The organism is Tenacibaculum sp. TC6, assembly GCF_050606265.1.
In the GTDB taxonomy this organism is placed as follows: Bacteria; Bacteroidota; Bacteroidia; order Flavobacteriales; family Flavobacteriaceae; genus Polaribacter.
Genome location: NZ_JBOCUK010000004.1, coordinates 54,497 through 80,333, shown reverse-complemented (window position 1 = coordinate 80,333; position 25,837 = coordinate 54,497). Strand labels below are relative to the sequence as shown.

At 31.4% G+C, this 25,837-nt stretch carries 24 protein-coding genes; 17 read left to right on the top strand and 7 right to left on the bottom strand.

From position 1 onward, the window contains the following. Window positions 1–66 precede the first annotated feature (66 nt). From ACQY1Q_RS03485 to ACQY1Q_RS03470, 4 genes are all read left to right on the top strand, one after another. On the top strand, window positions 67–1,992 hold the full coding sequence (locus ACQY1Q_RS03485) for a CocE/NonD family hydrolase (protein WP_431003898.1): 1,926 nt from the start codon (window positions 67–69) through the stop codon (window positions 1,990–1,992). Between the two features lie 203 nt (window positions 1,993–2,195). Then, window positions 2,196–2,786, top strand: coding sequence for a Crp/Fnr family transcriptional regulator (locus ACQY1Q_RS03480; RefSeq protein ID WP_431003897.1), 591 nt, complete (start codon window positions 2,196–2,198; stop codon window positions 2,784–2,786). 78 nt (window positions 2,787–2,864) lie between these two features. Beyond that, window positions 2,865–4,364: a nitrilase-related carbon-nitrogen hydrolase gene (locus ACQY1Q_RS03475; RefSeq protein ID WP_431003896.1), complete on the top strand. Its 1,500-nt coding sequence runs from the start codon at window positions 2,865–2,867 to the stop codon at window positions 4,362–4,364. Window positions 4,365–4,563: 199 nt separating this feature from the next. Then, window positions 4,564–5,472 carry a DUF3667 domain-containing protein gene (locus tag ACQY1Q_RS03470; protein WP_431003895.1) on the top strand — a complete coding sequence of 303 codons (909 nt, stop codon included), beginning with the start codon at window positions 4,564–4,566 and terminating at the stop codon, window positions 5,470–5,472. Window positions 5,473–5,480: 8 nt separating this feature from the next. Here the strand turns inward: ACQY1Q_RS03470 and aat are convergent, their stop codons facing one another. Both aat and ACQY1Q_RS03460 read right to left on the bottom strand, forming a co-directional pair. Beyond that, window positions 5,481–6,107 (bottom strand): leucyl/phenylalanyl-tRNA--protein transferase, encoded by a 627-nt coding sequence (gene aat, locus ACQY1Q_RS03465; RefSeq protein WP_431003894.1) that lies wholly within the window; start codon window positions 6,105–6,107, stop codon window positions 5,481–5,483. Between the two features lie 55 nt (window positions 6,108–6,162). Continuing rightward, window positions 6,163–7,542 carry a short-chain fatty acid transporter gene (locus ACQY1Q_RS03460; RefSeq protein WP_431003893.1) on the bottom strand — a complete coding sequence of 460 codons (1,380 nt, stop codon included), beginning with the start codon at window positions 7,540–7,542 and terminating at the stop codon, window positions 6,163–6,165. Between the two features lie 65 nt (window positions 7,543–7,607). On the opposite strand from ACQY1Q_RS03460, the gene ACQY1Q_RS03455 reads away from it, so the two are divergent. Both ACQY1Q_RS03455 and ACQY1Q_RS03450 read left to right on the top strand, forming a co-directional pair. Beyond that, window positions 7,608–9,164: an NAD(P)/FAD-dependent oxidoreductase gene (locus ACQY1Q_RS03455; protein ID WP_431003892.1), complete on the top strand. Its 1,557-nt coding sequence runs from the start codon at window positions 7,608–7,610 to the stop codon at window positions 9,162–9,164. 85 nt (window positions 9,165–9,249) lie between these two features. Continuing rightward, window positions 9,250–9,879, top strand: coding sequence for a YqaA family protein (locus tag ACQY1Q_RS03450; RefSeq protein WP_431003891.1), 630 nt, complete (start codon window positions 9,250–9,252; stop codon window positions 9,877–9,879). Window positions 9,880–10,211: 332 nt separating this feature from the next. On the opposite strand, the gene ACQY1Q_RS03445 is transcribed toward ACQY1Q_RS03450, so the two are convergent. Both ACQY1Q_RS03445 and ACQY1Q_RS03440 read right to left on the bottom strand, forming a co-directional pair. Beyond that, on the bottom strand, window positions 10,212–10,577 hold the full coding sequence (locus tag ACQY1Q_RS03445) for a DUF3127 domain-containing protein (protein ID WP_431003890.1): 366 nt from the start codon (window positions 10,575–10,577) through the stop codon (window positions 10,212–10,214). A gap of 6 nt (window positions 10,578–10,583) precedes the next feature. Next, on the bottom strand, window positions 10,584–11,444 hold the full coding sequence (locus ACQY1Q_RS03440; RefSeq protein WP_431003889.1) for a flavin reductase family protein: 861 nt from the start codon (window positions 11,442–11,444) through the stop codon (window positions 10,584–10,586). A gap of 76 nt (window positions 11,445–11,520) precedes the next feature. Between ACQY1Q_RS03440 and ACQY1Q_RS03435 the strand changes: the two genes are divergently transcribed. Then, window positions 11,521–12,672, top strand: a complete 1,152-nt coding sequence (locus ACQY1Q_RS03435) for a sensor histidine kinase (RefSeq protein ID WP_431003888.1) — start codon at window positions 11,521–11,523, stop codon at window positions 12,670–12,672. A gap of 76 nt (window positions 12,673–12,748) precedes the next feature. After that, complete coding sequence (locus tag ACQY1Q_RS03430) at window positions 12,749–14,344, top strand: glycosyl hydrolase family 18 protein (RefSeq protein ID WP_431003887.1); 1,596 nt, start codon at window positions 12,749–12,751, stop codon at window positions 14,342–14,344. A gap of 45 nt (window positions 14,345–14,389) precedes the next feature. On the opposite strand, the gene ACQY1Q_RS03425 is transcribed toward ACQY1Q_RS03430, so the two are convergent. Continuing rightward, window positions 14,390–14,782 carry an HIT family protein gene (locus ACQY1Q_RS03425; RefSeq protein ID WP_431003886.1) on the bottom strand — a complete coding sequence of 131 codons (393 nt, stop codon included), beginning with the start codon at window positions 14,780–14,782 and terminating at the stop codon, window positions 14,390–14,392. A gap of 100 nt (window positions 14,783–14,882) precedes the next feature. Then, window positions 14,883–15,356, bottom strand: coding sequence for a transcription elongation factor GreA (gene greA, locus ACQY1Q_RS03420; protein ID WP_431003885.1), 474 nt, complete (start codon window positions 15,354–15,356; stop codon window positions 14,883–14,885). 108 nt (window positions 15,357–15,464) lie between these two features. Between greA and ACQY1Q_RS03415 the strand changes: the two genes are divergently transcribed. From ACQY1Q_RS03415 to ACQY1Q_RS03375, 9 genes are all read left to right on the top strand, one after another. Next, entirely contained in the window at window positions 15,465–15,890 is a 426-nt protein-coding gene (locus ACQY1Q_RS03415) for a hypothetical protein (protein ID WP_431003884.1), read from the top strand. 65 nt (window positions 15,891–15,955) lie between these two features. Beyond that, window positions 15,956–17,113: a 5-(carboxyamino)imidazole ribonucleotide synthase gene (locus ACQY1Q_RS03410; RefSeq protein ID WP_431003883.1), complete on the top strand. Its 1,158-nt coding sequence runs from the start codon at window positions 15,956–15,958 to the stop codon at window positions 17,111–17,113. A 5-nt stretch (window positions 17,114–17,118) separates the two neighbouring features. After that, entirely contained in the window at window positions 17,119–17,598 is a 480-nt protein-coding gene (purE, locus tag ACQY1Q_RS03405; protein ID WP_431003882.1) for a 5-(carboxyamino)imidazole ribonucleotide mutase, read from the top strand. An 81-nt stretch (window positions 17,599–17,679) separates the two neighbouring features. After that, the gene (locus ACQY1Q_RS03400) at window positions 17,680–19,719 is read left to right on the top strand and encodes a M3 family metallopeptidase (RefSeq protein ID WP_431003881.1); all 2,040 of its coding nucleotides are present in this window, start codon (window positions 17,680–17,682) and stop codon (window positions 19,717–19,719) included. 99 nt (window positions 19,720–19,818) lie between these two features. Beyond that, on the top strand, window positions 19,819–21,033 hold the full coding sequence (locus ACQY1Q_RS03395) for a carboxypeptidase-like regulatory domain-containing protein (protein WP_431003880.1): 1,215 nt from the start codon (window positions 19,819–19,821) through the stop codon (window positions 21,031–21,033). A 175-nt stretch (window positions 21,034–21,208) separates the two neighbouring features. Further along, window positions 21,209–21,493 (top strand): hypothetical protein, encoded by a 285-nt coding sequence (locus ACQY1Q_RS03390; protein ID WP_431003879.1) that lies wholly within the window; start codon window positions 21,209–21,211, stop codon window positions 21,491–21,493. A gap of 150 nt (window positions 21,494–21,643) precedes the next feature. Beyond that, complete coding sequence (locus ACQY1Q_RS03385) at window positions 21,644–24,004, top strand: TonB-dependent receptor (RefSeq protein ID WP_431003878.1); 2,361 nt, start codon at window positions 21,644–21,646, stop codon at window positions 24,002–24,004. An 11-nt stretch (window positions 24,005–24,015) separates the two neighbouring features. Then, window positions 24,016–24,840, top strand: a complete 825-nt coding sequence (locus ACQY1Q_RS03380; RefSeq protein WP_431003877.1) for a hypothetical protein — start codon at window positions 24,016–24,018, stop codon at window positions 24,838–24,840. A 65-nt stretch (window positions 24,841–24,905) separates the two neighbouring features. Beyond that, window positions 24,906–25,379, top strand: coding sequence for a DUF4625 domain-containing protein (locus tag ACQY1Q_RS03375; protein ID WP_431003876.1), 474 nt, complete (start codon window positions 24,906–24,908; stop codon window positions 25,377–25,379). A 37-nt stretch (window positions 25,380–25,416) separates the two neighbouring features. Here ACQY1Q_RS03375 and ACQY1Q_RS03370 read toward each other — a convergent pair whose 3' ends face one another. Beyond that, window positions 25,417–25,800, bottom strand: a complete 384-nt coding sequence (locus tag ACQY1Q_RS03370; RefSeq protein ID WP_431003875.1) for a MerC domain-containing protein — start codon at window positions 25,798–25,800, stop codon at window positions 25,417–25,419. Window positions 25,801–25,837 lie beyond the last annotated feature (37 nt).

The window sequence follows — 25,837 nt, the reverse complement described above, 5'->3', positions numbered from 1 at the left end:
CAACAGCAATCATACGATTGCTGTTGTTTTTTTAATATATTTACCCGTAAACAACTATTTCCTACTATGAACAATTTTTTGAAATTAGCTATTCTTTCTCTGCTACTAATCTTTGGAAGTTGTAAACAAGAAACTCCTTCTGATAGTACTGATAAGAAAGAAGACACGTATGTTAAAGATCACTACACCAAAAAAGAAGTGAAAATTACCATGAGAGATGGTGTTAAATTACATGCTACCATATATGCACCAAAAGACACCAGTAAAACATACCCTATTTTACTACAAAGAACTCCTTATAGCTGTCAACCCTATGGCGAAAATGAATTCAGAAAAAAAATAGGTCCGAATCCGAATTTAATGAAAGAAGGCAACATTATTGTATATCAAGATGTTCGAGGAAGATGGATGAGTGAAGGGGTATATGATAATATGCGTGCTTATATTCCTAATAAAACAGGAAAACAAACAGATGAAACCAGTGATACGTATGACACCATTGATTGGCTGGTTAAAAACGTACCTAATAATAATGGCAATGTGGGTACATGGGGTATATCGTATCCGGGGCATTATACAACCGTATCAGCTATAGATGCTCATCCGGCATTAAAAGCAGCTTCTCCACAAGCGTGTATTGGTGATTTTTTCTTTGATGATTTTCACCATAACGGTGCTTTTTTATTAAGCTATTTTAAAGCAATTTCATTATTCGGAACGTATAAAGATCAACCTACAGATTCTGCCTGGTATTCATTTCCTGATATGAAAACACAAGACCAGTATCAATTCTTTTTAGATAAAGGTCCGTTAAAAAACTTAAATGAATATTTTCAATATGATAAGCTAGATACTAAAACAGCGGACAGCAAAGAACGTATTGATGATTTCTTTTGGAAGGAAATTGTAGAACACCCCAATTACGATTCTATTTGGCAAAGCAAAGGACTTATTCAACACTTAAACAAAGTGCCTTCATCTGTAGCAACAATGATTGTTGGAGGTTGGTTTGATGCAGAAGATTTATACGGCCCGTTAGAAACCTATAAGGGTATTGAAAAACAGCAACCTAATAACTACAACACATTAGTTTTCGGACCTTGGGATCATGGCGGATGGGCCAGAGATAAGGTTGCAAACAAAGTAGGTAATTATTATTTTGGTGATTCTATTTCTCTTAAATTTCAAAGAGATGTAGAAACAAAATTCTTTAATCATTTCTTAAAAGGAGATGGTTCTAAAAATAGCGGTTTACCGGAAGCGTATGTTTTTGACACCGGAAAAAAAGAATGGAAATCTTATGATGTTTGGCCTCCGAAAAATGCACACAAACAAACATTTTTCTTGTCTGAAAACCAAAAATTAAGCGACTCACAAGAAAGCGTGGCTAAAATTAATTTTGTTAGTGATATTAAGCATCCTGTTCCGTATTCAGAAGATATAAAAACCGTATTTACACCTCGTAAATACATGACAGATGATCAACGATTTGCTGCAAGAAGACCGGATGTATTAGTTTTTGAAACTGATGTTTTAGCTAATGATTTTACACTTTCAGGAGATATTATAGCCAAACTGCAAGTAGCTACTACCGGAACTGCTGCCGATTGGATTGTAAAAATTATTGATGTACACCCGAGCGACTTAAAAAATGATAATGAAGAAATCCAAACGCATTTAAAATTAAGCAATTATCATTTAATGGTACGTAGTGAAGTTATGCGTGGTCGTTTTAGAAATAGTTTTTCTGCACCGGAACCATTTACTCCAAATAAAAAAACAGCTGTTAACATCAAATTACAAGACATATTTCATACCTTTAAAAAAGGTCATAAATTGCAAATACAAGTACAAAGTACGTGGTTTCCTTTAATTGATTTGAATCCGCAAACGTATGTAGATAATATTTACAAAGCAGATGAAAAAGACTTTAAAACGCAAACGCACTCTGTTTTTACAGATTCTTCTATAGAATTTACTGTTTTAAAATAAAAATAACCTTTTTTAGGTAGAATAACTCACAATAAGTTATTGTGAGTTATTCTCATTTAGATGGTTTGCTTCTTAAAATTATTATAAATAACTTCGTTATCATAGGATATAATTCCTTGAAAAAGGAATCATATCTTCACTAATGCTGTTTGCTTGCTACCCGAAAATTGTAAGGATTATAATTAAAAAATAGTATTATATCAATGGAAAATAAAACACAACTTTATTTTGATCTATTTATGGAACAGTTCCCTCTCTTAAGTGATGAGGCTAAAAAGTTTACACGCTCATTTTTAATATTAGATCAATACGATAAAAGGCAGTTTATATATAAGAGCGGTGAAATACAAAAAGAAATAGGTTATGTATGTAAAGGATTGGTAAGAAAGTACTATCTTAATGAAAAAGGAAATAAAATCACTACAGGATTTATAAGTGAAAAAGGATATGCTACCGATTACCCTTCATTTTTAAGGCAAAAACCATCAAAGTATTATATTCAATGTTTAGAACCTTCAATTATTATTAAAATGCCCTATGAAGAACTTCAAAAGGCCTATCTAAAACACAAAGAAAATGAGATGTATGGAAGATTAGTTGCTGAACAAGTTTTGACTAGAGAAACAGATAGAGTTGAAAGCCTTTTATTTGATAATGCAGAAGAACGATATTTAAACTTTCTTAAAATTCATAAAAATATTATAAATAGAATAAGTTTAACTCATATAGCTTCATATATAGGAATTGAACGACAATCTCTGACTAGAATACGTAGTAAACTTGCAAAAAAATAATTATGACACATATGTGTCAGATACATTCTAATTTTATATTAGACATTTGTAATAACATAATAATTAAATATCATAAATATGAAAGCTAATATTCTTAAAAAATTCCTATTCGTTTTGGCTTTATTGTTTTTATCTATATTATCTAATGGGCAATATGTTCTCTTTTTTGCTACATGGTTTTTTACAGCATTGCTGCTTTTAGCTGTTAGAAAATTACCACGTTGGAAAGGATTTTTATTTGCTTTCTTTATTATAGCAATAGGATATTATATAGGTACAGATGTTGCTCCTTTTTTGCCTGTTTTTGTATCAATTATTATTACCATAATTTTTAGTTTATTAGCTTCTTTACCTTACTTAATTGATTCCTATCTTTCAAAACACCGAAGCTCATTTATGAGTACTTTTATTTTTCCCACATCTACTGTTTTGATAGAATATGTTTATCACCAATTTGATCCGTTTGGTACTTGGTGGCACTTTGCTTACACTCAACAATCACAAAGTGTTTTACTACAATCCATTTCTCTTTTCGGTATGGGGTATATTACCTTTTTAATCACATGGTTTTCATCTGTTTTCAACTGGATTTATGAACAAAAAAATGAATGGAAAAATGTAAAAAAAGGTATCCTTATATATAGTTTAACTTTAGGCCTAACATTTATGTATGGTGGCCTTCGCATTCATTTTCAAAAACCTAATTCTAAAACTATTCGAGTCGCTTCTATTTCTGCCTTGGATAGTCTTAAGGTTTTGATTGACATTCAAGGGTTAAATAATAAAGAAACTGAGAATAGTGTTAAAACAGAAACTAGAATAAATACATCAAAATTAAATCAGTATTTATTTAATAAAAGTATCACGGAAGCAAAAGCTGGAGCAAAAATAGTTTTTTGGGCAGAAGGTAATGGTACTATATTAAAAGAAGATGAAAACAAACTATATGAGCAAGCAAGTCAAATAGCTTCTACCCAAAAGATATACTTAGGTTTAGGCTTAGCTGTTATAGATCCGAAGAATGATAAATTTCTTGAAAATAAATTTGTATTATTTGACCAGAAAGGTAAAAAGGTAATTGATTACTGGAAGGGTATTTCAGTTCCCGGAGCAGAAAATCCAATTAGTAATAATAAAACTACAGGTATTCAAAAAATAAAAACAGACTATGGAACTATTAGTGGAGCAATATGCTTTGACTTAGATTTTCCTGACTATTTAAAGCAAGCTAAAGGAGCTGATATCCTATTAGCTCCTAGTAATGACTATAAAGAAATTGACCCTATTCATACAAATATGGCAAAATTTAGAGCTATTGAGCAAGGCTTTAATTTAATTCGTCAAACCAGTTTTGGATTATCAATGGGTACAGATTATACAGGAAAAGTACTTAGTAAAATGGATCATTTTACAGATAATAACAAAGTACTAATAACGCAATTACCTACAAAAGGTATTCGTACTGTATACTCTAAGATTGGTGATAGTTTCATTATTTTTTGTTTACTATTATTTATTTGGTCAAATATAATTCTTAGAAAACGAAAAAAAACTAATTCAAAAAATATTATATTGTAAAACCGTGCAAAACAAAAACAGGTATTGTATACAAATACAAAAATTATAATACAATAACTTAAAATTTACTGTTTTAAAATAACATTGAAAACTCGCAGGAAAAACCTGCGAGTTTTTTATTAACTCTTCTTTCTCAATCAATTCCAGTTCTTTTTCGTTCCTATTAATTTTATTGAAATAAAAACTCTTTTCGTTACATTTGGCAGCAGAAAACAAAAATCAACCAACCAACATGAACTGTAAAAACTGTAACGAACCTCTTGAAAAAGATGCGCTATTTTGTAATCATTGCGGAGCTAAAGTTGTTACCAATAGAATTACGTTTCGCTTTTTATTACTTGAGCTTTTTGCAATGCTTGGCTTTGATAGTTTGTACTTTAGAACTCTAAAAAAATTACTTACAGCTCCTCATATTGTTTTAAGAGATTATTTGAATGGTGTTCGAAAAAAATACGTTAATCCGTTTGCTTATTTAGCTGTTGGAGCAGCCGTATCAATTGTAGTTATTAACTTATTTACCAATAATTTTATTGACTTACAAAAAAGCTTTAATACTGAACAATTAGAACAATTAAAAGAATTAGCTGAAAAAGATCTTTCTAAAGTTAAAGACCTTTCTGAAAAAGAGCTTTTTACATTAAAACAAAAACAACAAAATGCTAAAATGCAACTTAAGTTTCAGGATTTATGGGTTAGTTCTTTTTTAAAGTATTTCAATATAATGACCTTTTTGTTTCTTCCTATTTATGCTGCTATGAGTAAATGGACCTTTAGAAAACCTAATAATTACGGAGAACATATAGTTATGAATGCCTATTTACAAGGTACTACCATGTATTTTTCTTCTATTATGTTTTTATTGAGTGTATTAATTCATCCTAAAATATATGTTTATAGCACCTTTATTTATATGCTATACTATTTATATGCTTTTGGTAAACTATACAATCTAAATTTTAAACAAAAGGCTTTAAAGTTTTTACGTTTTATTGTTGTCCTAATTATAATTTCAATAATTCTCTTGGTCTTTTTTATGATTTTAGGCGCAGTGGTTACAATTGTTATTAAAACCTTAAACCCTGAATCATTAAATCAATGGTTATTATAAAATTCTCTTTATTTCAGGTATTTTAAAAACTCATTTCTTGTTATTTCAATGGCACCCAAACTAGCCAAATGATCGTTATACACTTGGCAATCTATAAGCTTGTATCCACAATTTTGGGCTAAATGAATAAAAGCAAGTTTACTCATGTTACTTTCTTTACTAAACATACTCTCACCACAAAATACTCCATTACCTAAATCAACCCCGTACAAACCTCCAACAATTTTTCTATCTTTCCATACTTCAATAGATTTAGCATATCCTCTTCTATGAAGCTCAATATAGGCTTGTTGCATATCCTCTGTAATCCAAGTTCCGTATTGGTCAGAACGATTTATATATTTACAATTAAAAATAACCTCAGCAAAAGCCTTATTTTCTGTAATACTATAATCACTTTTCCGAATCACTTGCTTCATTGATTTAGAAATCTTCACCTTTTCAGGAAATAACACCATCCGTTCTTCCGGACAATACCATACAATAGGTTCTCCTTCACTAAACCAAGGAAATATTCCTTTCCTATAAGCGTGTACTAATCTTTCTACAGATAAATCACCTCCTAAAGCTATAATTCCCTCTTCTGAGGCAAATTCATAAGGAGGAAACGCTATTTCATCATCTAACCAAAACATAACTAACCCGTATTAACCCTTCCGTTTTTTATATAAAAATACAGTTTATACTGTATTAAAAAATCAATAATCCTACTAAATAAATAGCACTCCCAACAAACATAGCTATGAGTGTATAAGGCAAAATTTCTTTTGCTTTTAATTTTGTAATTCCCAACAATGGCAAAGCCCAAAAAGGTTGTAACATATTGGTAATTTGGTCTCCGTAAGCCATAGCCATTATAGCTTTTGGTAACGGCACTCCTAATTGCAAGGCACTTTCTACCACAATTGGTCCTTGAACCACCCACTGTCCTCCACCACTAGGAACAAAAATATTGACTAATCCTGCGCTAAAAAAAGTAAAAACAGGCAAGGTAGCTGTGGTAGAAATTGAAACGAAAAAATCAGAAATTAAGGTAACCATCCCGGTACTTTTCATAATTCCCATAATTCCGAAGTATAAAGGAAATTGAATTAAAATTCCTGACACATCACTAATAGAATCTCCCACCGCATTTGTAAACTTCTTAAAACTTCCGTGTAAAATAATTCCTAACCCTAACATAAAAAAGTTTATCAGATTAGGTGTAATTTTCAAACTTATTATCTCTTCAAAATAACGATATAAAAATGCTATAAGTATCAACGAACCAAAAAAGTACGCTAACATTTTAGAGCTATCTAATTTTTCTGCTTGTGTTGTAGCTGTTTCCTGAATATTCATTTGATATTCCGGTAAATTAATTGAGGTAGGTGTTGCTTTTTTTCCTACCCTATAAAAAGTTACGGTTACTCCTACAACTACTGCCAAAAAAATAAGGAGATTCCACCAACTAAAAACAGTTTGTGAATAGTCTATCACCTCCGGAATCTTTCCTAATACTTCTTCCGAAGAAATAGATTTCATAATACTTTTTATATGACCGCTTTCATTTATTTTTATCGGAGCAGATCCGGAAATACCACCATGCCACACCATTAATCCGGTGTAACCTGCAGCTCCGATAATAGGATAGTTTAAAGAAATTCCGTTCTTTTGAGCGTGTTCTGCTACTTTTCTAGCCAATAATGCCCCGAAAATTAATCCCAATCCCCAATTAAAAAAAGCCACTAACATAGTTGTACAACTTACAATAGCTGCACTAACTGCCGTATTATTACAATATTGAGTAACTTTTAGTATTAAGTTACTTATGGGTTTACTTAATACTAATACGTGCCCTAAAACCAAAATCAGCATCATTTGATAGGCAAATACTAACAACCCGTCTGACCATATTCCCTTTTCCCAAAAATTAAATACGTTTAACGTATAGGTAACTGCTGATTCTTGCTCAGGCTTTGTAAATACCAATGCTAAAAACAGGGTAAATAAAGTTAATAGAATAGCAATGGTAAAAGGAGATGGCAAATACTTTTTAAAAAGATTTTCGATAAGTTGCGTTAGTTTCATAAGATACTATTTGATTTGCTAAAATAATCAAATAGACTAAATTGTTTTTTAACTAGTTTTGCAGCATGGTAAAAGAACTTCAATTACGTGTTAATTTAACAGAAGAAAAAGTAGCTGATATTTTAAAGAAAAAAGCCGCTGCTGGTTTAAGTATTCCTATATCAAAAATCACCGCTGTAAAAGTGATACGTAAATCAATTGATGCACGTAAAAAAGAAGTTGTTTTTAATTATAAAATAGCCGTTTATATTGAAGAGCCTATTACTGAAACACCGGAGTATGTTTTTGAGTATAAAGAGGTATCTAATGCCAAGGAAATTCATATTATAGGTTTTGGTCCTGCCGGTATGTATGCAGCACTTCGCTGTATTGAGTTAGGATATAAACCTATTGTTTTAGAACGTGGTAAAAATGTTCAGGACAGACGTAGAGATTTACGTGCTATAAATCAATTTCATGAAGTAAATGAAGATTCTAATTATTGTTTTGGTGAAGGTGGTGCCGGAACTTATTCTGACGGAAAATTATATACACGTAGTTTAAAACGTGGTGATGTTAGACGTATTTTTGAAAATTTAGTATACCATGGAGCCACTGAACAAATATTAATTGATGCGCACCCGCACATAGGTACTAACAAACTTCCGAAAATTATACAAAACATCCGTGAAACTATTTTAAAATACGGAGGTGAAATCCATTTTGAATCCAGAGTTACTGATTTTGTAGTAAAAAATAACAAACTTCAAGCTATACAGCTCCTGGATGGAAGAGAAATGCAAGTAAATGCGGTTATTTTAGCTACCGGGCATTCTGCCAGAGATATATATGAACTTTTACATAAGAAAAACATTCTTTTAAAAGCTAAATCTTTTGCTATGGGAGTTCGTGTTGAACACCCGCAAGAGCTAATTGATCAAATTCAGTATAATTGTCCGGGTGAACGAGATGAATTATTACCTGCCGCCGCTTATAGTTTAGTTCATCAAGTAAACAATCGCGGTGTATATTCTTTTTGTATGTGTCCCGGAGGTTTTATTGTTCCGGCGGCAACAGCCAATGGTGAAGTTGTGGTAAACGGAATGTCTCCTTCTCGTAGAAATAACAAGTTTGCTAACTCAGGAATTGTTGTTGAAATTAATATTGACAAAGATTTACCTAAATATGAGCAGTTTGGTGTATTTAAAGGATTACAGTTTCAAAGAGATTTGGAAAAATTAGCATTCAATGCAGGAGGAAGAAGTCAAACCGCCCCAGCACAAAGACTTACTGATTTTGTTGAAGGCAGGTTTTCTTCTACGTTGAATGATTGTTCTTATCAACCGGGATTAAACTCTTCTCCATTACATTCGTTACTTCCAAAACTTATCGGAGGCAGACTTCGTAAAGGTTTTGCCGCATTTGGTCAAAAAATGCACGGATATTATACAGCAGAAGCTAATATTGTTGGGGTAGAATCCAGAACTTCTTCTCCTGTAAATATTCCAAGAAATGAACATTTAGAACATCCGCAAATTCAAGGATTATTTCCTTGTGGTGAAGGTGGTGGCTATGCCGGTGGTATTATTTCTGCTGCCATGGATGGCGAACGTTGTGCCGAAGCTGCCATTAATCTAATATAAGTTTTTATTAACATTATTTTCTTTGATTTATCAATTAGTACCTCGTACTTTTGCGGCTTTCAAATATTAAAAGAAAAAGTAGGTAATGAAACCAACCAAAAAAGAGAAGAAAAAAAACAAAAAGCATAAGGCTAAACGTTTACATGTATATTACCAACGTACTGGTTTTTATCTGTTTATTTGGGAAAGTTTGAAAAAGGCTTTTTGGCCGATTGTTGCTGTTATTGTAGGATTGATTTTGTTTAACAAATATGTGTACAATATCAATGATGGTTTACAGGCCATGACCGAAACCTTCTCTAGAGTTGGGGTATTAACTACCTTTTTTATTTCAGAAACATTATTAGGGTTAATTCCACCGGAAATATTTATTGCTTGGTCTAAAAAAACAGCTGATCCTATTCTTAATATTTCTCTTTTGGCTACCTTATCTTATTTAGGAGGCTTATGTGCCTATTTTATAGGGAGAGCTTCTTTAAAAATTGATTCTGTACGAAATTACTTAGAAGTTAAAATGGCTAAAAACCTTAAAAATACTAGTAAGTGGGGAGGTTTTCTAATATTGGTAGGAGCTTTACTACCGCTTCCTTTTGCTATTAGCTGTTTAACTGCCGGTATGATTAAGTACCCTTTTAAAAATGTAGTGGTAGTTGGTTTATTTCGTTTTGCACGTTTTGCCATTTATGCATGGGCTATTTTTAGTATGGTAAGTTAAACTACTAGTTACCAGATAAAGCAAAAACACCATAATTGATATAGAATATAAAATCAATTATGGTGTTTTTTTTATATAAAAAAACCCTTCTCGAAAATTAAATTAAGTTGTTTTCAAATAAAACCTTCTAGTAAGCTAGAAGGTTTATTTTTCCCCTTAAATTCCTCTCTCAGTATTAACTGATTGATGATATTACAAATGTACTCAGGTTTTATCTATTAAAAAATGGGAATTCCGTTAAATAAAATGTAATTTCCCGTGAAAAAGTATAAATTTTTCATAAAAAAAGAGCGTATATACGCTCTTTTAAATTATTAAGTATCCTTTTTATATTAAAAAGGTAAATCATCTGGTTCATTATCTGAAAAATCAGAAGCTGGTGTAAATTGATCTGCCGGAGGTATATTTTGAGAAGCTGCTTGTGCTAAATTTTCAATTCTCCATCCTTGAATTGAATTAAAGTACATTGCTTTTCCTTCCGGATTAATCCATTCTCTACCTCTTAAATTAATTGAAACTTTTACATCTTGCCCTACTTGGTAGCTATTTAACAAATCACATTTATCTTGAACAAATTCAATCATAATCATTTGCGGATATTGCTCATCTGTAGTTATTACTAGTTCACGCTTTCTAAAACCATTGCTTCCAAAAGTTTGCGTATCGTTAATTAATTTAATTTTACCAATTACTTCCATTACTTTTTATTTTAATAAAAGTACTTTCCAAGCACTTTCAACATCATTATTTTCTAAAAACTCTTGTGCAAAAGTATGTTTTTTTTCTTCAGATATCCCTACAAATTGAGGATGTTCTTTAGCAAAGTTATTAACATCAGTCTCAGTAGGTAACTCTTCAACATTTCCTAACATTCCCAAATTATTACCTGTTAATACCTTGCTATTTCTAATTTCAAACGGAATTTTATCTACTCCCATACCTAGGGTAGTTAAAGGTTTGGGTATTTCAAAAAAGCCATCTCTTGCTCTGGTGTAATAGTTCCCTCCTGCCCTTGCCACTAAATCAACTTTATATTGATCTATGCTTCCGTCTTCAGCTAATACATCTTCATTTACATGAAGTTTAACTACTTCACATACAATCAAATTTCCGGCTCCGCCTTCTTCTCCTGTGTAAATAATATCTTTAACTTTACACTCAAACTGTACGGGTGATTCAGCTACTCTAAATGGTTTTACAATATCAGAAGCCAACATGGTTAATCCTGATTTTTCAAACTCATTAACACCTTTAGGATACATGGTACTGCTTAATGACATTTGTTGTACGATGTCATAATTCACCACATTAATTACTACTTCTCGCGTAGCCTCAGCATTATCTAAAGTGTGTTTAGTTGTATTTTCTCTCACGCTTCTTGCCGGAGAAAAAATCATAACAGGAGGGTTGGCTCCAAATACATTAAAAAAACTAAACGGTGATAAATTCGGGGTTCCATCTTCATCAACAGTACTTGCAAAAGCAATAGGTCTTGGTGCAATTGCTCCTAATAAGTATCCGTGTAACTTTGCTATGGGTATATCTTTAGGATTTATTGATAACATTATTTATTTATTTTAGTGTAAATATACTACAGTTTTATATATCATGTTATACTAGAGAATAGTTTATATTTGACCTATGAGTTTTTTTAACAATACACTTTGGTTAAAACGTATTGCTGTTTTAATTTCAATTATCATTGTTTCATTTATCTTATGGAATACATACGTTTTCTTTCAAAAATTTAAAGAAGAAGAACGTATGAAAATGGAATTATTTGCTTCTGCTCTAAAAGAATTCAATGCAAATGAAAATTTGAATGATGAGTTTAATATTGAAGGAAAAGTAATTGAAAATGTAAGAAACATACCTTTAATTTTAACTGATCTAAAAGGTGAAATTCAGGGTACTCGAAATTTAGATAGCATTAAAGCTGCTGACCCTAACTATCTTCATAGTCAGTTGCAAATTATGAAGAATCAGAATGCACCTATTGAAATTAGCTACAAGAACACTCAAAAACAATATGTTTACTATAGAAATTCAGACTTAATTTATAAGCTTAAATACTATCCTTTGGCCTTACTTTTAATATTCGGATTATTCCTGAGTATTATTTATATGGTTTTTAAATCCAATAAAATTGCAGAACAAAACAAACTTTGGACAGGAATGGCCAAAGAAACAGCGCATCAAATAGGAACCCCTTTATCATCTTTACTTGGTTGGATTGCGATTTTACGAACAGAAAACATAAACGATATGTATGTTGATGAAATTGAAAAAGATGTAAATCGCTTAAATATTATTGCCAATCGTTTTTCTAAAATAGGATCATTGCCCGAGTTAAAAACTCATAACATTGTTTCTATAACTTTAAACGTATTTAATTATTTAGAATCTAGAAGTTCCAAGCAAATTGATTTTTCTTTTACATCTTCCGGAGAAGTAATAAATACTCAAATAAACACGGAGTTATTTGGATGGGTAATTGAGAATTTGATTAAAAATGCTATTGATGCTATGTCCGGAAAAGGAAAAATAGCGGTATCAATTACAGAATACAGTAAACTGGTAAAAATTAATATTTCTGATACCGGTAAAGGAATTCCAAAATCACAATTTAAACAAGTTTTTAAACCGGGTTTTACCACTAAAAAACGTGGTTGGGGACTAGGTTTATCTCTTTCTAAAAGAATTATTGAAGACTATCACAAAGGAAAAATAATTGTGCTAAAATCTGAACTGGGAAAAGGCACTACTTTTGAAATTACCCTGAATAAAAATTAATAAACAACAAACAACTAAAAACAACGTACCCTTCTAAATTATGACTTATTATTTATTGACTAAATTAAATTCTTTTTTGAGAAAAGGAATTTTTATCGTGTTATTGATTTCTCAACTTAGTTTCTCACAAACAAATGACAAACCTATTATTTTAGCCTATTTTCCTTCTTGGTCAGAAAATTATGTAGGTGCTAATCAAGATTCTAAATTGCGAAGTATTCCTAACTATGTAAATCATGTTTTCTTAGCTTTTGCTAAACCTGACCTTCAATACACAAAAAGTTCTTACGATATTTCTAAAACAGGTATTGAAGTTCCTTATGACGGTTGTACCCTTAAAGAAAGTGTTGACGCTTTAAAAAAGAAAGGAATTAAAGTGATTCTCTCTGTAGGTGGTGAAACCTATTGGAGAGATAATTCCACCTACGAAAATATTAACTATCAACAAATCAAAGATTTGGTAGATGATTTGGGGTTTGCCGGGATAGACTGGGATTTTGAGCCTAACGGATCTTTTGCAAACATTGGACGTCCTGAAAATGTGCAACATTTTATTGATTTCTTTAATAAATCAAGAGAAATTATGCCTAAAAGTGAAGGTTATATTCTAGCCTGTGCACCTAGTGGTGTTGGCGCTTTAGGAGGTCAAACTAACGACGATGCTTCATCACCATTCTCTTATTCTCAAAGAAATACGATAACCGGTGAAGATGATACAAATTTATATAATGGTACTGCTCAAACAAACGGAATTAATTTATTTGGTTTCTCTGCTACCGGACATATGATTCCCGTAATAAAAGCTGTAGGAAATCATATAGACATTATTGCTTATCAAGGATATAATTTGGGAGGAAGCACCAATAGAACCATTATGTATGACGCTTATGCTTACTATGCCAAAACTTATGGTTTTAAAGTAGTAGCCGGAATACACTATCCTAATGAACCTTGGGGACCTTATTATGAATATACCCATGAAAATGTAGCTTCATTATCACAACACATTTATAATGAACCTAATAGAAATAAAAGAAACGACGGAATTATGATATGGCAACTTTTATTAAAAGGTAGTAACAGTTCTGCTTATTCATACTTAAATGTAGCTTCTAAAGTTTTAAACGGTGTTGCTACTTCTACTGCTATTAATGAAGCCAATAATTATAGCTTATCACCATATACCGGAGGTGCTGAAGGATGCTCAGGCGGAAGTGGTTCTAATACATATTGCGGATATTCTGAATACAATGCTAGTAATGAATATCCAACTGCGGGAACTAAAGTTTACCATAGCTGTAAAATATGGGAAAATAGCTGGTGGGCAAATCCGAATGAAATTCCGGGAGAAAATAGTGTTTGGAAAGAAGTTACCGGTTGTAATGAAGGTCCTAATTGTACTTTAAGTAGTGAAGATGATGAATTGTACCTAAAAGGTTTTACGATTAATTTAGAAAATAAACAGTTACAAATTACTCAAAACACGAACGGAACTATTCTTTTAAAAAACATTGATGTAATTGATCTTTCCGGAAGAAAAATTATCACACATAACTCAGTTAACCAGCAAACAATCAATATTAATTTACATTCTTTCCCTACAGGAATTTATATGCTTACGTTTAACTTTAAAGACACTAAAAGTGTTACTTTAAAAATGCTGCTTCAATAAGAAACCAATAAAAAAATACCTAAAGAAAATTCTTTAGGTATTTTTTTATTCAAAATTTTCAGCAACGGCATTTGCTATGGCAACAAACTCGTCCTGATTCAATTTTTCTTTGGATATAAAACGCATATCATCCATTTTATGAATCGGAATTAAATGTACATGTACATGAGGTACTTCTAAACCTATAACACTCATTCCTATTCGCTCACAAGGAATAGTTTTTTCTAATGCCTTAGCTACTCTGTAAGAAAACGACATTAATCCATCGTATTCATCTTTTGATAAATCAAAAATTTTATTTTCTTCTCTTTTAGGTATTACTAATGTGTGCCCTTTAGCATTGGGGTTAATATCTAAAAAAGCATAATAATTTTCATCCTCAGCTATTTTGTATGAAGGTATTTCTCCTGCAATAATTTTTGTAAAAATACTTGCCATGTTATGTTCGTTTAATTTTTAGTAGTAAAAATATAAAAGAATTCGGGTTTTAGTAAAACCAAAACCCGAATATTATTTTTTAAGTTTTATACAATTTTTTCTATCGAGAAATATCAACCACCTCAAATTTCATAATACCATTTGGCACTTGAATTTCTGCACTATCTCCTACTTTTTTTCCTAATAACCCTTTTCCTATAGGAGAGTTCACAGATAGTTTTCCGTTTTTCAGATCACTTTCACTATCCGCTACTAAAGTATACGTAAACACCATACCATTTACGGTATTTTTTATTTTTACTATAGAATGAATCAACACCTTAGAATTATCCAATTGGCTTTCGTCAATAACACGAGCATTAGCTACTAAATTTTTTAGTTTAGCTATTTTGGTTTCTAATAATGATTGTTCTTCTTTAGCTGCATGATATTCTGCATTCTCACTTAAATCTCCTTTATCTCGGGCATCAGCAATCTCCTGAGACACACGTGGTCTTTCTACTAACTCTAAGTGTGCCAGTTCTTCTTTTAACTTTTTTAACCCTTCTTCTGTGTAATAAGATACATTGCTCATAACTTCTATAAATTTAAAAATCTCATACCAGCCGGAATGAGATCGTCTTACAAATGTACAAAATTTTCGTAAATTCGTAGCGTTATGTTTATATCTACAGATTTATAAATGAAAAAAATAACCTTTTTACTTTTCTTATGTGTTATTGCCAGTTGTAGCAATAATGTTTCTATTAATGGTTGTTTTAGAAATACGATTCAGCCCATTACTTTAGATTTAAACACGCCGCAACTAAACGGATTACTTACACCTAATGGTACAGCAGAAGTAAGCGGAGGAATTAACGGTATTCTTTTATTTAATAAAGGAACCGGAGGTTCTTTTACTCCTTATATTGCTCTTGACAGACAGTGTCCTAATAAAGATTGCTCAACTCCAATGGTTTCTAATCCTCCGGTACTTGAATGCCCTTGTGATAAAAGCAAATACAGTATGTTAAACGGTAGCCTTATATCGGGCAGTAACAGTTGTGAGGGAGGCGCCAGAGTGTATACAGTTACCCAAAGCGGTAGTACTCTGCAAATAAGTAATTAATTTGAAGGTACTCCAAAATAGATTCTTATTTTTGCAGCAACAACAACACAACTAACAAATTTATCGTGAAAAATTATTTTTCTTCAAACTTTAAATTGGGCGTTCTTGGTGGCGGGCAATTAGGTAGAATGTTACTTGCTGAAACACAAAAATTTGATATTCATACAAGTATTTTAGATGCTGATAGCAATGCGCCTTGTGCGCAAATATGCAATGAATTTCATCAAGGTGACTTACTGGATTATGATACGGTTTATAATTTTGGTAAACAAGTAGATTTGTTAACCATAGAAATTGAAAATGTAAACATTGATGCTTTAGATACTTTAGAAGCTGAAGGACTTACTATTTATCCTAAGCCTAAAAACTTGCGAACTATTCAAAATAAAGCGCATCAAAAAGTATTTTATCATGACAAAGGAATACCTACAGCAGATTTTTCAAGATTTACTTCTTTAGAAGAGCTAAAACACTCTATACATAATGAAGCTATTTCTTTTCCTTTTGTTTGGAAATCTGCCCGATTTGGTTATGATGGTAACGGAGTAAAAATTGTAAAATCTATTCATGATTTAAACAATCTTCCGTCAGGAGAATGTATTGCAGAAAAGTTAGTTCCTTTTAAAAATGAGTTAGCAGTTATTGTTGCCAGAAATGCTAAAGGTGAAACCAAAACCTATCCGGTAGTTGAAATGGAGTTTCATCCGGAAGCAAATCAGGTAGAATATGTAATTTGTCCGGCCAGAATTGAAGCTCATGTAGCACAAAAAGCACGAGAAGTAGCTCTTAAAGTAGCTGATACTTTCGGTTTTGTTGGTTTGCTAGCTGTAGAAATGTTTCAAACCGAAGATGATCAAATTCTGGTAAATGAAGTAGCTCCCAGAACTCACAATTCAGGGCACTATTCAATTGAAGCCAGTTATACCAATCAATTTGAACAACACTTACGTAGTATTTTAAACCTTCCTCTAGGGAATACAGACAGTAAAGTAACCGGAATTATGGTTAATTTAGTAGGAGCTGAAGGCTATACCGGAGAGGTTGTATATGAAAATATCGAAGAAATTTTAAAAATTAACGGAGTTACTCCTCATATTTATGGAAAAAGAACCACAAAACCTTTTCGTAAAATGGGGCATGTAACTATTGTTAATGAAGATATAAACGAGGCTAGAAAAATTGCACAACAAGTAAAAGAAACAATTAAGGTAATAGCAAAATAACAATTATGGTAGGAATAATAATGGGAAGTGATTCAGACCTTCCAATCATGCAAGAAGCAATTGACGTATTAGAAAGTTTTGATATAAAAGTAGAGGTTGATATTGTTTCTGCACACCGTACTCCTGAAAAATTATTTGATTACGCTACAAATGCACACAAAAGAGGTGTACAAGTTATCGTAGCCGGAGCTGGTGGAGCTGCGCACTTACCCGGAATGGTAGCCAGCATGAGTCCGTTACCGATTATTGGAGTTCCTGTAAAAAGTAGAAATTCTATTGATGGTTGGGATTCTGTTTTATCTATACTTCAAATGCCAGGAGGTGTACCGGTTGCTACTGTTGCATTAGACGGAGCTAAAAATGCAGGTATTCTTGCTGCACAAATTATTGGCGCTTCTGATAAATGTGTTTTAGATAAAATAATAGCTTATAAAGAAGGCTTAAAACTCAAAGTTGAAAAAGCTTCTGAAAGAGTAAAAAAATAAGTACTTTAGTACAAAATATAAAAAGTAAACCTCACAGATTAAAAATTTGTGAGGTTTCGTTAATTAAAAAAGAATCTGAAAATGAATCCACTTTTACAAGATTTTGATACCGCACCTTTTTCTAAAATTAAAGAAAAAGATTATAAACCGGCAATACAAAAAGCTATAGAACTGGCTAAAGATGAAATTAATACTATTGTTAAAAATACTGCCGCTCCAACTTTTGAAAATACTACAGTAGCTCTAGATAATACAGGTGATAAACTAAATAGAGTTACTTCAATTTTTTTCAACTTAAATTCTGCTGAAACAAATGATGAAATTCAACAAATAGCTAAAGAAATTTCTCCTTGGTTAAGTGAATTTAAAAATGATATGATTTTAAATGAAGAGTTATTCAAGCGTGTAAAAGCGGTATACCATCAAATGTCTGACTTAAATCTAACTCCTGAGCAAGAAATGTTGTTAGACAAACAATACAAAAGTTTTGCTCGTAATGGGGCAAATTTAAATGAAACAGACAAAGCTAAATTACGTAAGTTAGATGCCGAGTTGGCTAAACTTTCGTTGCAATTCGGAGAGCATGTATTAGCAGAAACCAATGCTTTTGAAATGCTTTTAACTGATGAAAATGATTTAGCCGGATTGCCTGAAAGTGCTAAAGAAGCAGCTAAAGAACTTGCTAAACTAAAAGGGAAAGACGGTTGGATGATAACTTTAGACTATCCGAGTTACATTCCTTTTATGACCTATGCTGATAATAGAGAATTACGTAAACAATTAGCTATTGCTTTCGGACAAAAAGGTTTTCAGAAAAATCAATACAACAATGAGCAAATAGTGTTAAACATTGTTAACCTACGCCATAAAAGAGCCAATTTATTAGGATATAAAACACATGCTCATTTTGTTTTAGAAGAACGTATGGCTGAAACTCCTGAAAAAGTGCTTGACTTTTTAAATGAATTGTTAGAAAAAGCCAAGCCGGCTGCTCAACGAGAATTTTCTAACTTAGAAAATTATGCTAAAAAGTTAGATAATATTAATCGTCTTGAAAAATGGGACGGTGCTTATTATGCTGAAAAGCTTAAAAAAGAATTATTCAGTTTAGATCAAGAAGCCTTAAAACCTTATTTTAAGTTAGAAAATGTAATTGATGGGGTTTTTGAAATTGCTAACAAGCTCTATAGTTTAAATTTTAAACATATTACTACTATTGACACATATCATAAAGATGTAAAAACATATGAAGTTACAGATAATGACGGTAACTTTATCTCTTATTTTTATGCTGATTTCCACCCTAGACCGGGAAAACGTAATGGCGCCTGGATGACTTCTTACAAATCTCAATACGTACACAATGGAGTTAATGAAAGACCTCATGTATCTATTGTTTGTAATTTTACCAAACCTACAGAAACCAAACCGTCTTTATTAACTTTTAACGAAGTTACCACGCTATTTCACGAATTCGGTCATGCTTTACATGGTATGCTTGCCAATACTACTTATAAAAGTTTATCCGGCACTTCAGTATCATGGGATTTTGTTGAATTACCTAGTCAAGTGTTAGAAAATTGGTGTTATGAAAAAGAAGCTTTAGAGCTTTTTGCCAAACACTACGAAACCGGAGAAATGATTCCTATGGAATATGTTGAAAAAATTAAAGAATCAGCCAGTTTTCATGAAGGAATGCAAACCTTACGTCAGCTTAGTTTTGGTTTGTTAGATATGAGCTGGCATGCTGGTGAATCTCCTGAACGTATTACTTCTGTAAAAGATTTTGAGAATCATGCTTTTGCCAGTACTCAATTATACCCTGATGTTGCTGAAAATTGTATGAGCACTTCTTTTTCTCATATTTTCCAAGGCGGTTATTCTGCCGGATATTATTCGTATAAATGGGCAGAAGTTTTAGATGCTGATGCTTTTGAATACTTTAAAGAAAAGGGAATATTTAATCAGGAAATTGCCCATAAATTTAAAGAATACGTACTTTCTAAAGGAGGTACAGAAAAGCCTATGGAATTGTATAAACGTTTTAGAGGAAAAGAGCCGAATTCGGATGCTTTATTAAAACGTGCCGGATTATTAGCACAGCCTACTAACTTGGGGTAAATCCACGAAACATTTTAAGAAAATTGTTTAAAAATTTCGACATAAAACTTTAACTTTCTTTTAGAAAATAAGTCCTTATTTTTAGTGAAAATACTTTTCATGAAAAAAGGGCTTATTTTTTTTCTATTAATTTTCTTACAAGGTCTACTCTATGCACAAATAGTGATTACCGGGAAAGTTACTACTTCTCAAAATGAACCACTGGAAGGAGCTTCTGTGTATTTGAATAACACAACCATTGGTACTATTACTAATGCTGAAGGAGAATTTAGTTTACCTGTAAAAAAAGGAAATTATGATTTAATTGTTTCTTTTATTGGTTTTAACAGTTTTCAAACAACAATTAATGATAAGAATCAAAAGATAAACTTTCACATACAACTAACTCCTGATACTACTCTTTTAAATGAAGTTGAAATCAAAGAAACAGTATATGATAAAGATTGGAAGTACAACCTGCAACGTTTTAAACAAGCTCTTTTAGGCAGATCAAAAGTGGCTGATAATTGTGTAATAACTAATGAAAAAGATTTACATTTTGATTATAATGCCAGTACCAATACGCTAACTGCCTTGGCTAAAAAACCATTAGTCATAAAAAATAAAGAGCTGGGGTATTTAATTACTTATGATTTGGTAAACTTTACACTTACTTCTCAACATCTTGTTTTTAGCGGATATGCTCAATATAAAAATCTTAGAAAATCTGTAAGTAAAAAATGGGAGAAAAACAGAAGAATAGCCTATAACGGTTCCCGTATGAATTTTTTACGCTGTTTACTAAATCAAAATTTAAAAGATGAAGGTTTTTTTGTTAATCAATTTAAACGACTTGAGAATCCAAACAGACCTTCTGAAGAAAAAATTAAACTAGCACAAGAATTGGTTAAGTTACATGGAAATATTAATTTTTCACAAGAAATAACAATTCCTAAAACACCTCTCGATAGTGCTCTAGTTGTCTTAAAAAATGCCAGATTACCTAAATATCAGGATTTTTTATATAAGACAGATGTTCCTTATTCTGAAATGATAACAGCTACTACTACTCCTCTTTTAAGTTTTGAAAACTTTTTATCCATCACTTATACAAAAGAAATTGAAGAAGATAACTTTTTAAAAGGCAGGTTTGGTCAAAGAAAAAAACAATCCGGAGTTCAAACTTCAAGTATCGTTCTTTTAGATGGACCTGTTGAAATATACACTACCGGTATTGTAAGTAATCCTACGTCTGTATTTAATGAAGGATATTGGGCTTTTAAAGCTCTTGCCAACATGCTTCCTCTAGATTATTCTCCTTTAAAAAAGGAGTAATTTTCATTTAAAAACATTAAAGCAACTAAGTTGTTTTTTAAGATTTTTTTTAGAAAAAATTAACTATGTAAGATAGGTATTAAAGTCTACAGTGATTTATTTTTGCAATTAAGTTGCAATAAGTAAAATGACTTTAAAAAACAATAGCATAAAAAATAAACTTGTATCCATTTTTTTGGTACTCATTCTTGCTATTCCTCTTATTATAAAATCTGTACACTTTCATGAAGCCGAGTACCAACAGAACAGTAATGATGAAATAACGCATTTACATGAACTAACCAATGATATTTGTGATATTTGCTATTTTTCTTTTTCGCAATTTTATGTTTCTTCTGTAACATTTATCCCTCTGGTATTTGATATACCTTACCAAAAAGTAATTAAAGACTTCTCCCCTCTTTTTTGGTCTACTTATAACTATTCAAATAAACAACTCAGAGCACCTCCGAGTATTTAATCTATTTTTCTGTTTTATTGAAATTTCAATAGCCTTTTTCTTGATTTCTTCAATTTCATGCAGAAATAAAAAACATCTGCAATTTTTAAACGGCAATTAAATAATTGATTGCTGAATAGCTAACTGTTACCCTTTATAATTTCAGTTTACATGAAAAATAAAAGTTTAACTACTTTATTTTGTGTACTGTTTCATACTATGTTGGTGGGGCAAAACTCTAATGTTACCTTAACTATAGTTGATGAAACTACCCAAAACGTATTACCCAATGCACATGTAACTTTGGGCATAAAACATACCTACACAAATGCTAAAGGAATCGCTTTTTTTTACAATTTACCTGTAAAAAAATATTCTTTAAAAGTTTCTTATGTAGGATATGAAACCTACAATTCATTTATATCGTTGCCTGCAACAACCAATGTAACCATCTTTCTTAAGCAAAATAATACTGATTTAAATGAAGTAGTAATTACCTCTAATGACAAAAAAACATTCTCTAAACACTCTCTTCATTCTAAAAAAGTGAATCAAACTTTTTTAGAAAAAAACAGAGATAATAGTTTAATGCAAACTCTAAAAGATATACCCGGAGTTAGTTCAATTACAATTGGTTCCGGTCAATCAAAACCTACTATTAGAGGATTAGGTTTTAACAGAGTTGCTGTTATTGAAAACGGAATAAAGCATGAAGCTCAACAATGGGGAGCAGATCATGGTTTAGAAATAGATCAATACAATGTTGAACAGATTGAAATTACTAAGGGAGCCTCTTCGTTACTCTATGGTTCCGATGCAATAGCTGGTGTGGTTAATCTTAAAAATAATATACTTCCGGAAGTCAATTCTTTTTCAGGAGATGTTAACATCACTAACAGAAGTAATAATGATTTATATGGATTATCATTCGGTGTTAAACAGAGATATAAACACTGGTTTTACAAAGCCCGATTAACCCATGAAGATTATGGCGATTATAAGGTTCCTACCCGCAAAATAATTTATGATAATTACATTTTTGATTTACATAAAAACTATTTACGAAATACTGCCGGTTATAATCATAATCTTAGTTTTTCATTAGGATATACTTCTGACAACCTCACATCTATTACCACATTTAGTAATGTTAATTCTAAAAACGGATTTTTTGCAAATGCGCATGGATTGGAAGTCAGGACTTCAAAAATTGATTATGATAAAAACAATAGAGATATTAACCTGCCATATCACAGAGTCAATCATTTTAAGATAACAAATAACACCTCTCTTACATTCCCAGATCATACCTTAGATATTGAGGTTGGTTTTCAAAAAAATTATAGAGAAGAACATTCTGAACCGGTTCCTCATGGATATATGCCTAAGCCTGATTCTACGATGGAACGTTTGTTTAAGAAAAACACGTATAGTCTTAATATCAAAAATCAGCTACGTTCATTTAAACATCATAAAATAACCACAGGAATTAACTTGGAATATCAACACAATACCATTTCAGGATGGGGATTTCTTATCCCTGCTTATAAACGATTTACTGCCGGAGCTTTTTTGTATGATTTATATGAAATTAACTCTAACTTGCATATTGATGGAGGTATTAGATACGATTATGGAAGCATACACACACAACCTTATTATGAATGGTTTCTGACTCCTGTAACAGATACTAACGGAACTACTTCTCTTCAGCAACTACAACGTTCCGATACAAAGGACTTAACTTTTAATAGTTTCAGTGCTTCAGTAGGAATTAGCTATGCTCAAAACCCTATGTCATATAAAATAAATATAGGCAAAAGTTTTAGAATTCCTTTGGCTAATGAATTGGCTTCAGATGGAGTTAACTACCATATGTATCGATATGAAGAAGGTAATCTTTCACTACAACCTGAAAGCTCTTATCAAATAGATGGAGAAGTTAAAGCTACTTTTAAAAATGCAACCTTACAGCTAACTCCTTTTATTAATTATTTTGATAACTATATTTATTTAAGTCCTACATCTGCATATTATGAGACATTACAAAAATATCAATACAATCAAAGTAAGGTTTTTAGGTATGGTGGTGAGATAACTGTAGATTATGCTCCTACTAAAGCACTTTCCTTTTCCGGATCGTTAGAATATGTACGTGCCAAACAATTGAATGGCACAAAGAAAGGGTTTACGTTACCTTTTTCACCGCCTTTAACCGGAATTTTATCTGTAGAGTACCACTTGAAACCTTGGTTAATTTTCAAAAACACCAAACTTTTTTCTAACATACGGCTTACATCAAGTCAGTATGAAATAGTTCCTCCGGAAAGACCTACTAAGGGATATTCACTTATTAATGTAGGCTTGCACACAAGCTTACCTATTTTTTCAAAAAAACATCCTCTAAAAGTTCAGGGACGAATACAGAATCTATTAAACAGTAAGGTATTTGATCATACTAGTTTTTACCGATTAATAGAAGTTCCTGAGCCGGGGAGAAATTTTTCAATAACCATTATACAAACATTTTAATTTTTTACATCATGAAAAACACATTTAACATCCTACTACTATTTTTAGCAAGTTTCTTCATCATTTCTTGTAATGACGACGATAATTTACCGGAAACATTTGATGAAAACATTAATTCAGAAAGGTTTAAAGACCTGGAGCTTGGAAATTCGAGTTTTGTTTTACCTCAATCTAATGTTGACATCCATATTGAATTTGATTATTCAGGAACCAGTAAGGTTACCAAAATTTATTTTGATGCTGAACCTTTACGTATCAATACTGTAAAAACAGGTGAAGTTGCTTGGCAATTAAAAAATCATTTAGTTCCTGTTGATCATTATCAAGGCCAATTAAATCCACACATTCATTATCATGTTTACTTCGACGAAGAAAACAAATACAACCCTTCTTTTAAACCTGCTGAAGGCATTTATAAATTCATAATTACTGTTGAGCATGAAGATGGTACTAAAAGCCGTACTACTAAACAATTACATATTATTCAAAAGTTTAAAAACTTAGAAGTAGGAAATAATAAAGTAGTAGCATTAGGTAAAGATGAATTGCATACAGAATTTGAATATGTTTCCGGAGTAAATACCGTAACTGAAATTAAATATGAATTATGGTATAAAGAATGGAGGCAAGGACAAAATGTAGCTATTGGTAAATGGGACAAAATTGTTTCGGTTTTACCTAAAAATTTATACGAAGGTATAAAAAACCCGGATATTCATTACCATTTTGATTTAATTCAAGGATCACCTGTTGGAGAATATTGGTTAAATATTTATGTAACTGAAAGCGGAGAAAGTGAAGCTGTAAAACTATCGGTTCCTTTTGAAATTAAATAATCCCTTAATTAAACCAGTTTGTTGATATTTTTTTTCAGCAGACTGGTTGTTTATCAATTATAACAATGAAATCAGTACAAAAACTAAGTTTTCTATTTATTTTAAGTTTAATCATCATCAGTTGTAGTAGTGATAATGAAGAACCAGACACAGAAAAGCCAACAATTACGGTTAATTATAATGGCGGTTTTCCACAATCATGTGACGTATTAAAAAAAGGAGAAACATATCAGATTAAAGTAAAAGTATCTGATAATATTGCTTTAGCTTCTTATGCTATAGATATTCATCATAATTTTGATCATCATACTCATGATGACCAAGGAACAAAATGCGATTTAGATCCGCTTAAAACTCCTATTACCCCTCTTATTTTTATGGAAAATCATACACTTAAAAATCAGTTAAAGGAATATGAAATCTCACATTCTATCTCTATTCCGAAAAATATAGATTCTGGCGATTATCACTGTCAAATTTCAGTAATTGATGTTACAGGTTGGCAAAGTAGAACGTCTATTGATATAAAAATTCAATAATAAAAAAACACCTTCAAAATTGAAGGTGTTTTTTTTATTACTTCTGTTCTTTACTACTACATTTACAATATTTTTTATTGTAATAATGAACAACTATTAAAACTAACGAGGGTACATAAATAATTTCTTCTGCAATTTCCACTACATGAAATTGTTCATTTAAAATAATTAGCAATAATAGTATCCAAGCGCCTAACAAAAATACTTTTACCCATTTATGATCTGTGTTTTTAATAGTAAAATAAATAGCAAAAAATGATATTAGTAAAAAAACAACATCTAAAGATTTCCACCAAGTTGGTATTAAATGACTACTTGAATGCAGTAAAAATAAAAAAGGGGTAGCTATACAATGAATAAAACAAAGTGTAGAACTGGCAATACCCAAGTTATCTGAATTGAAATTAAGTTTGGTTATCATACGAATCAAATAAAAGCAACTAAGTTGCAAATATAAT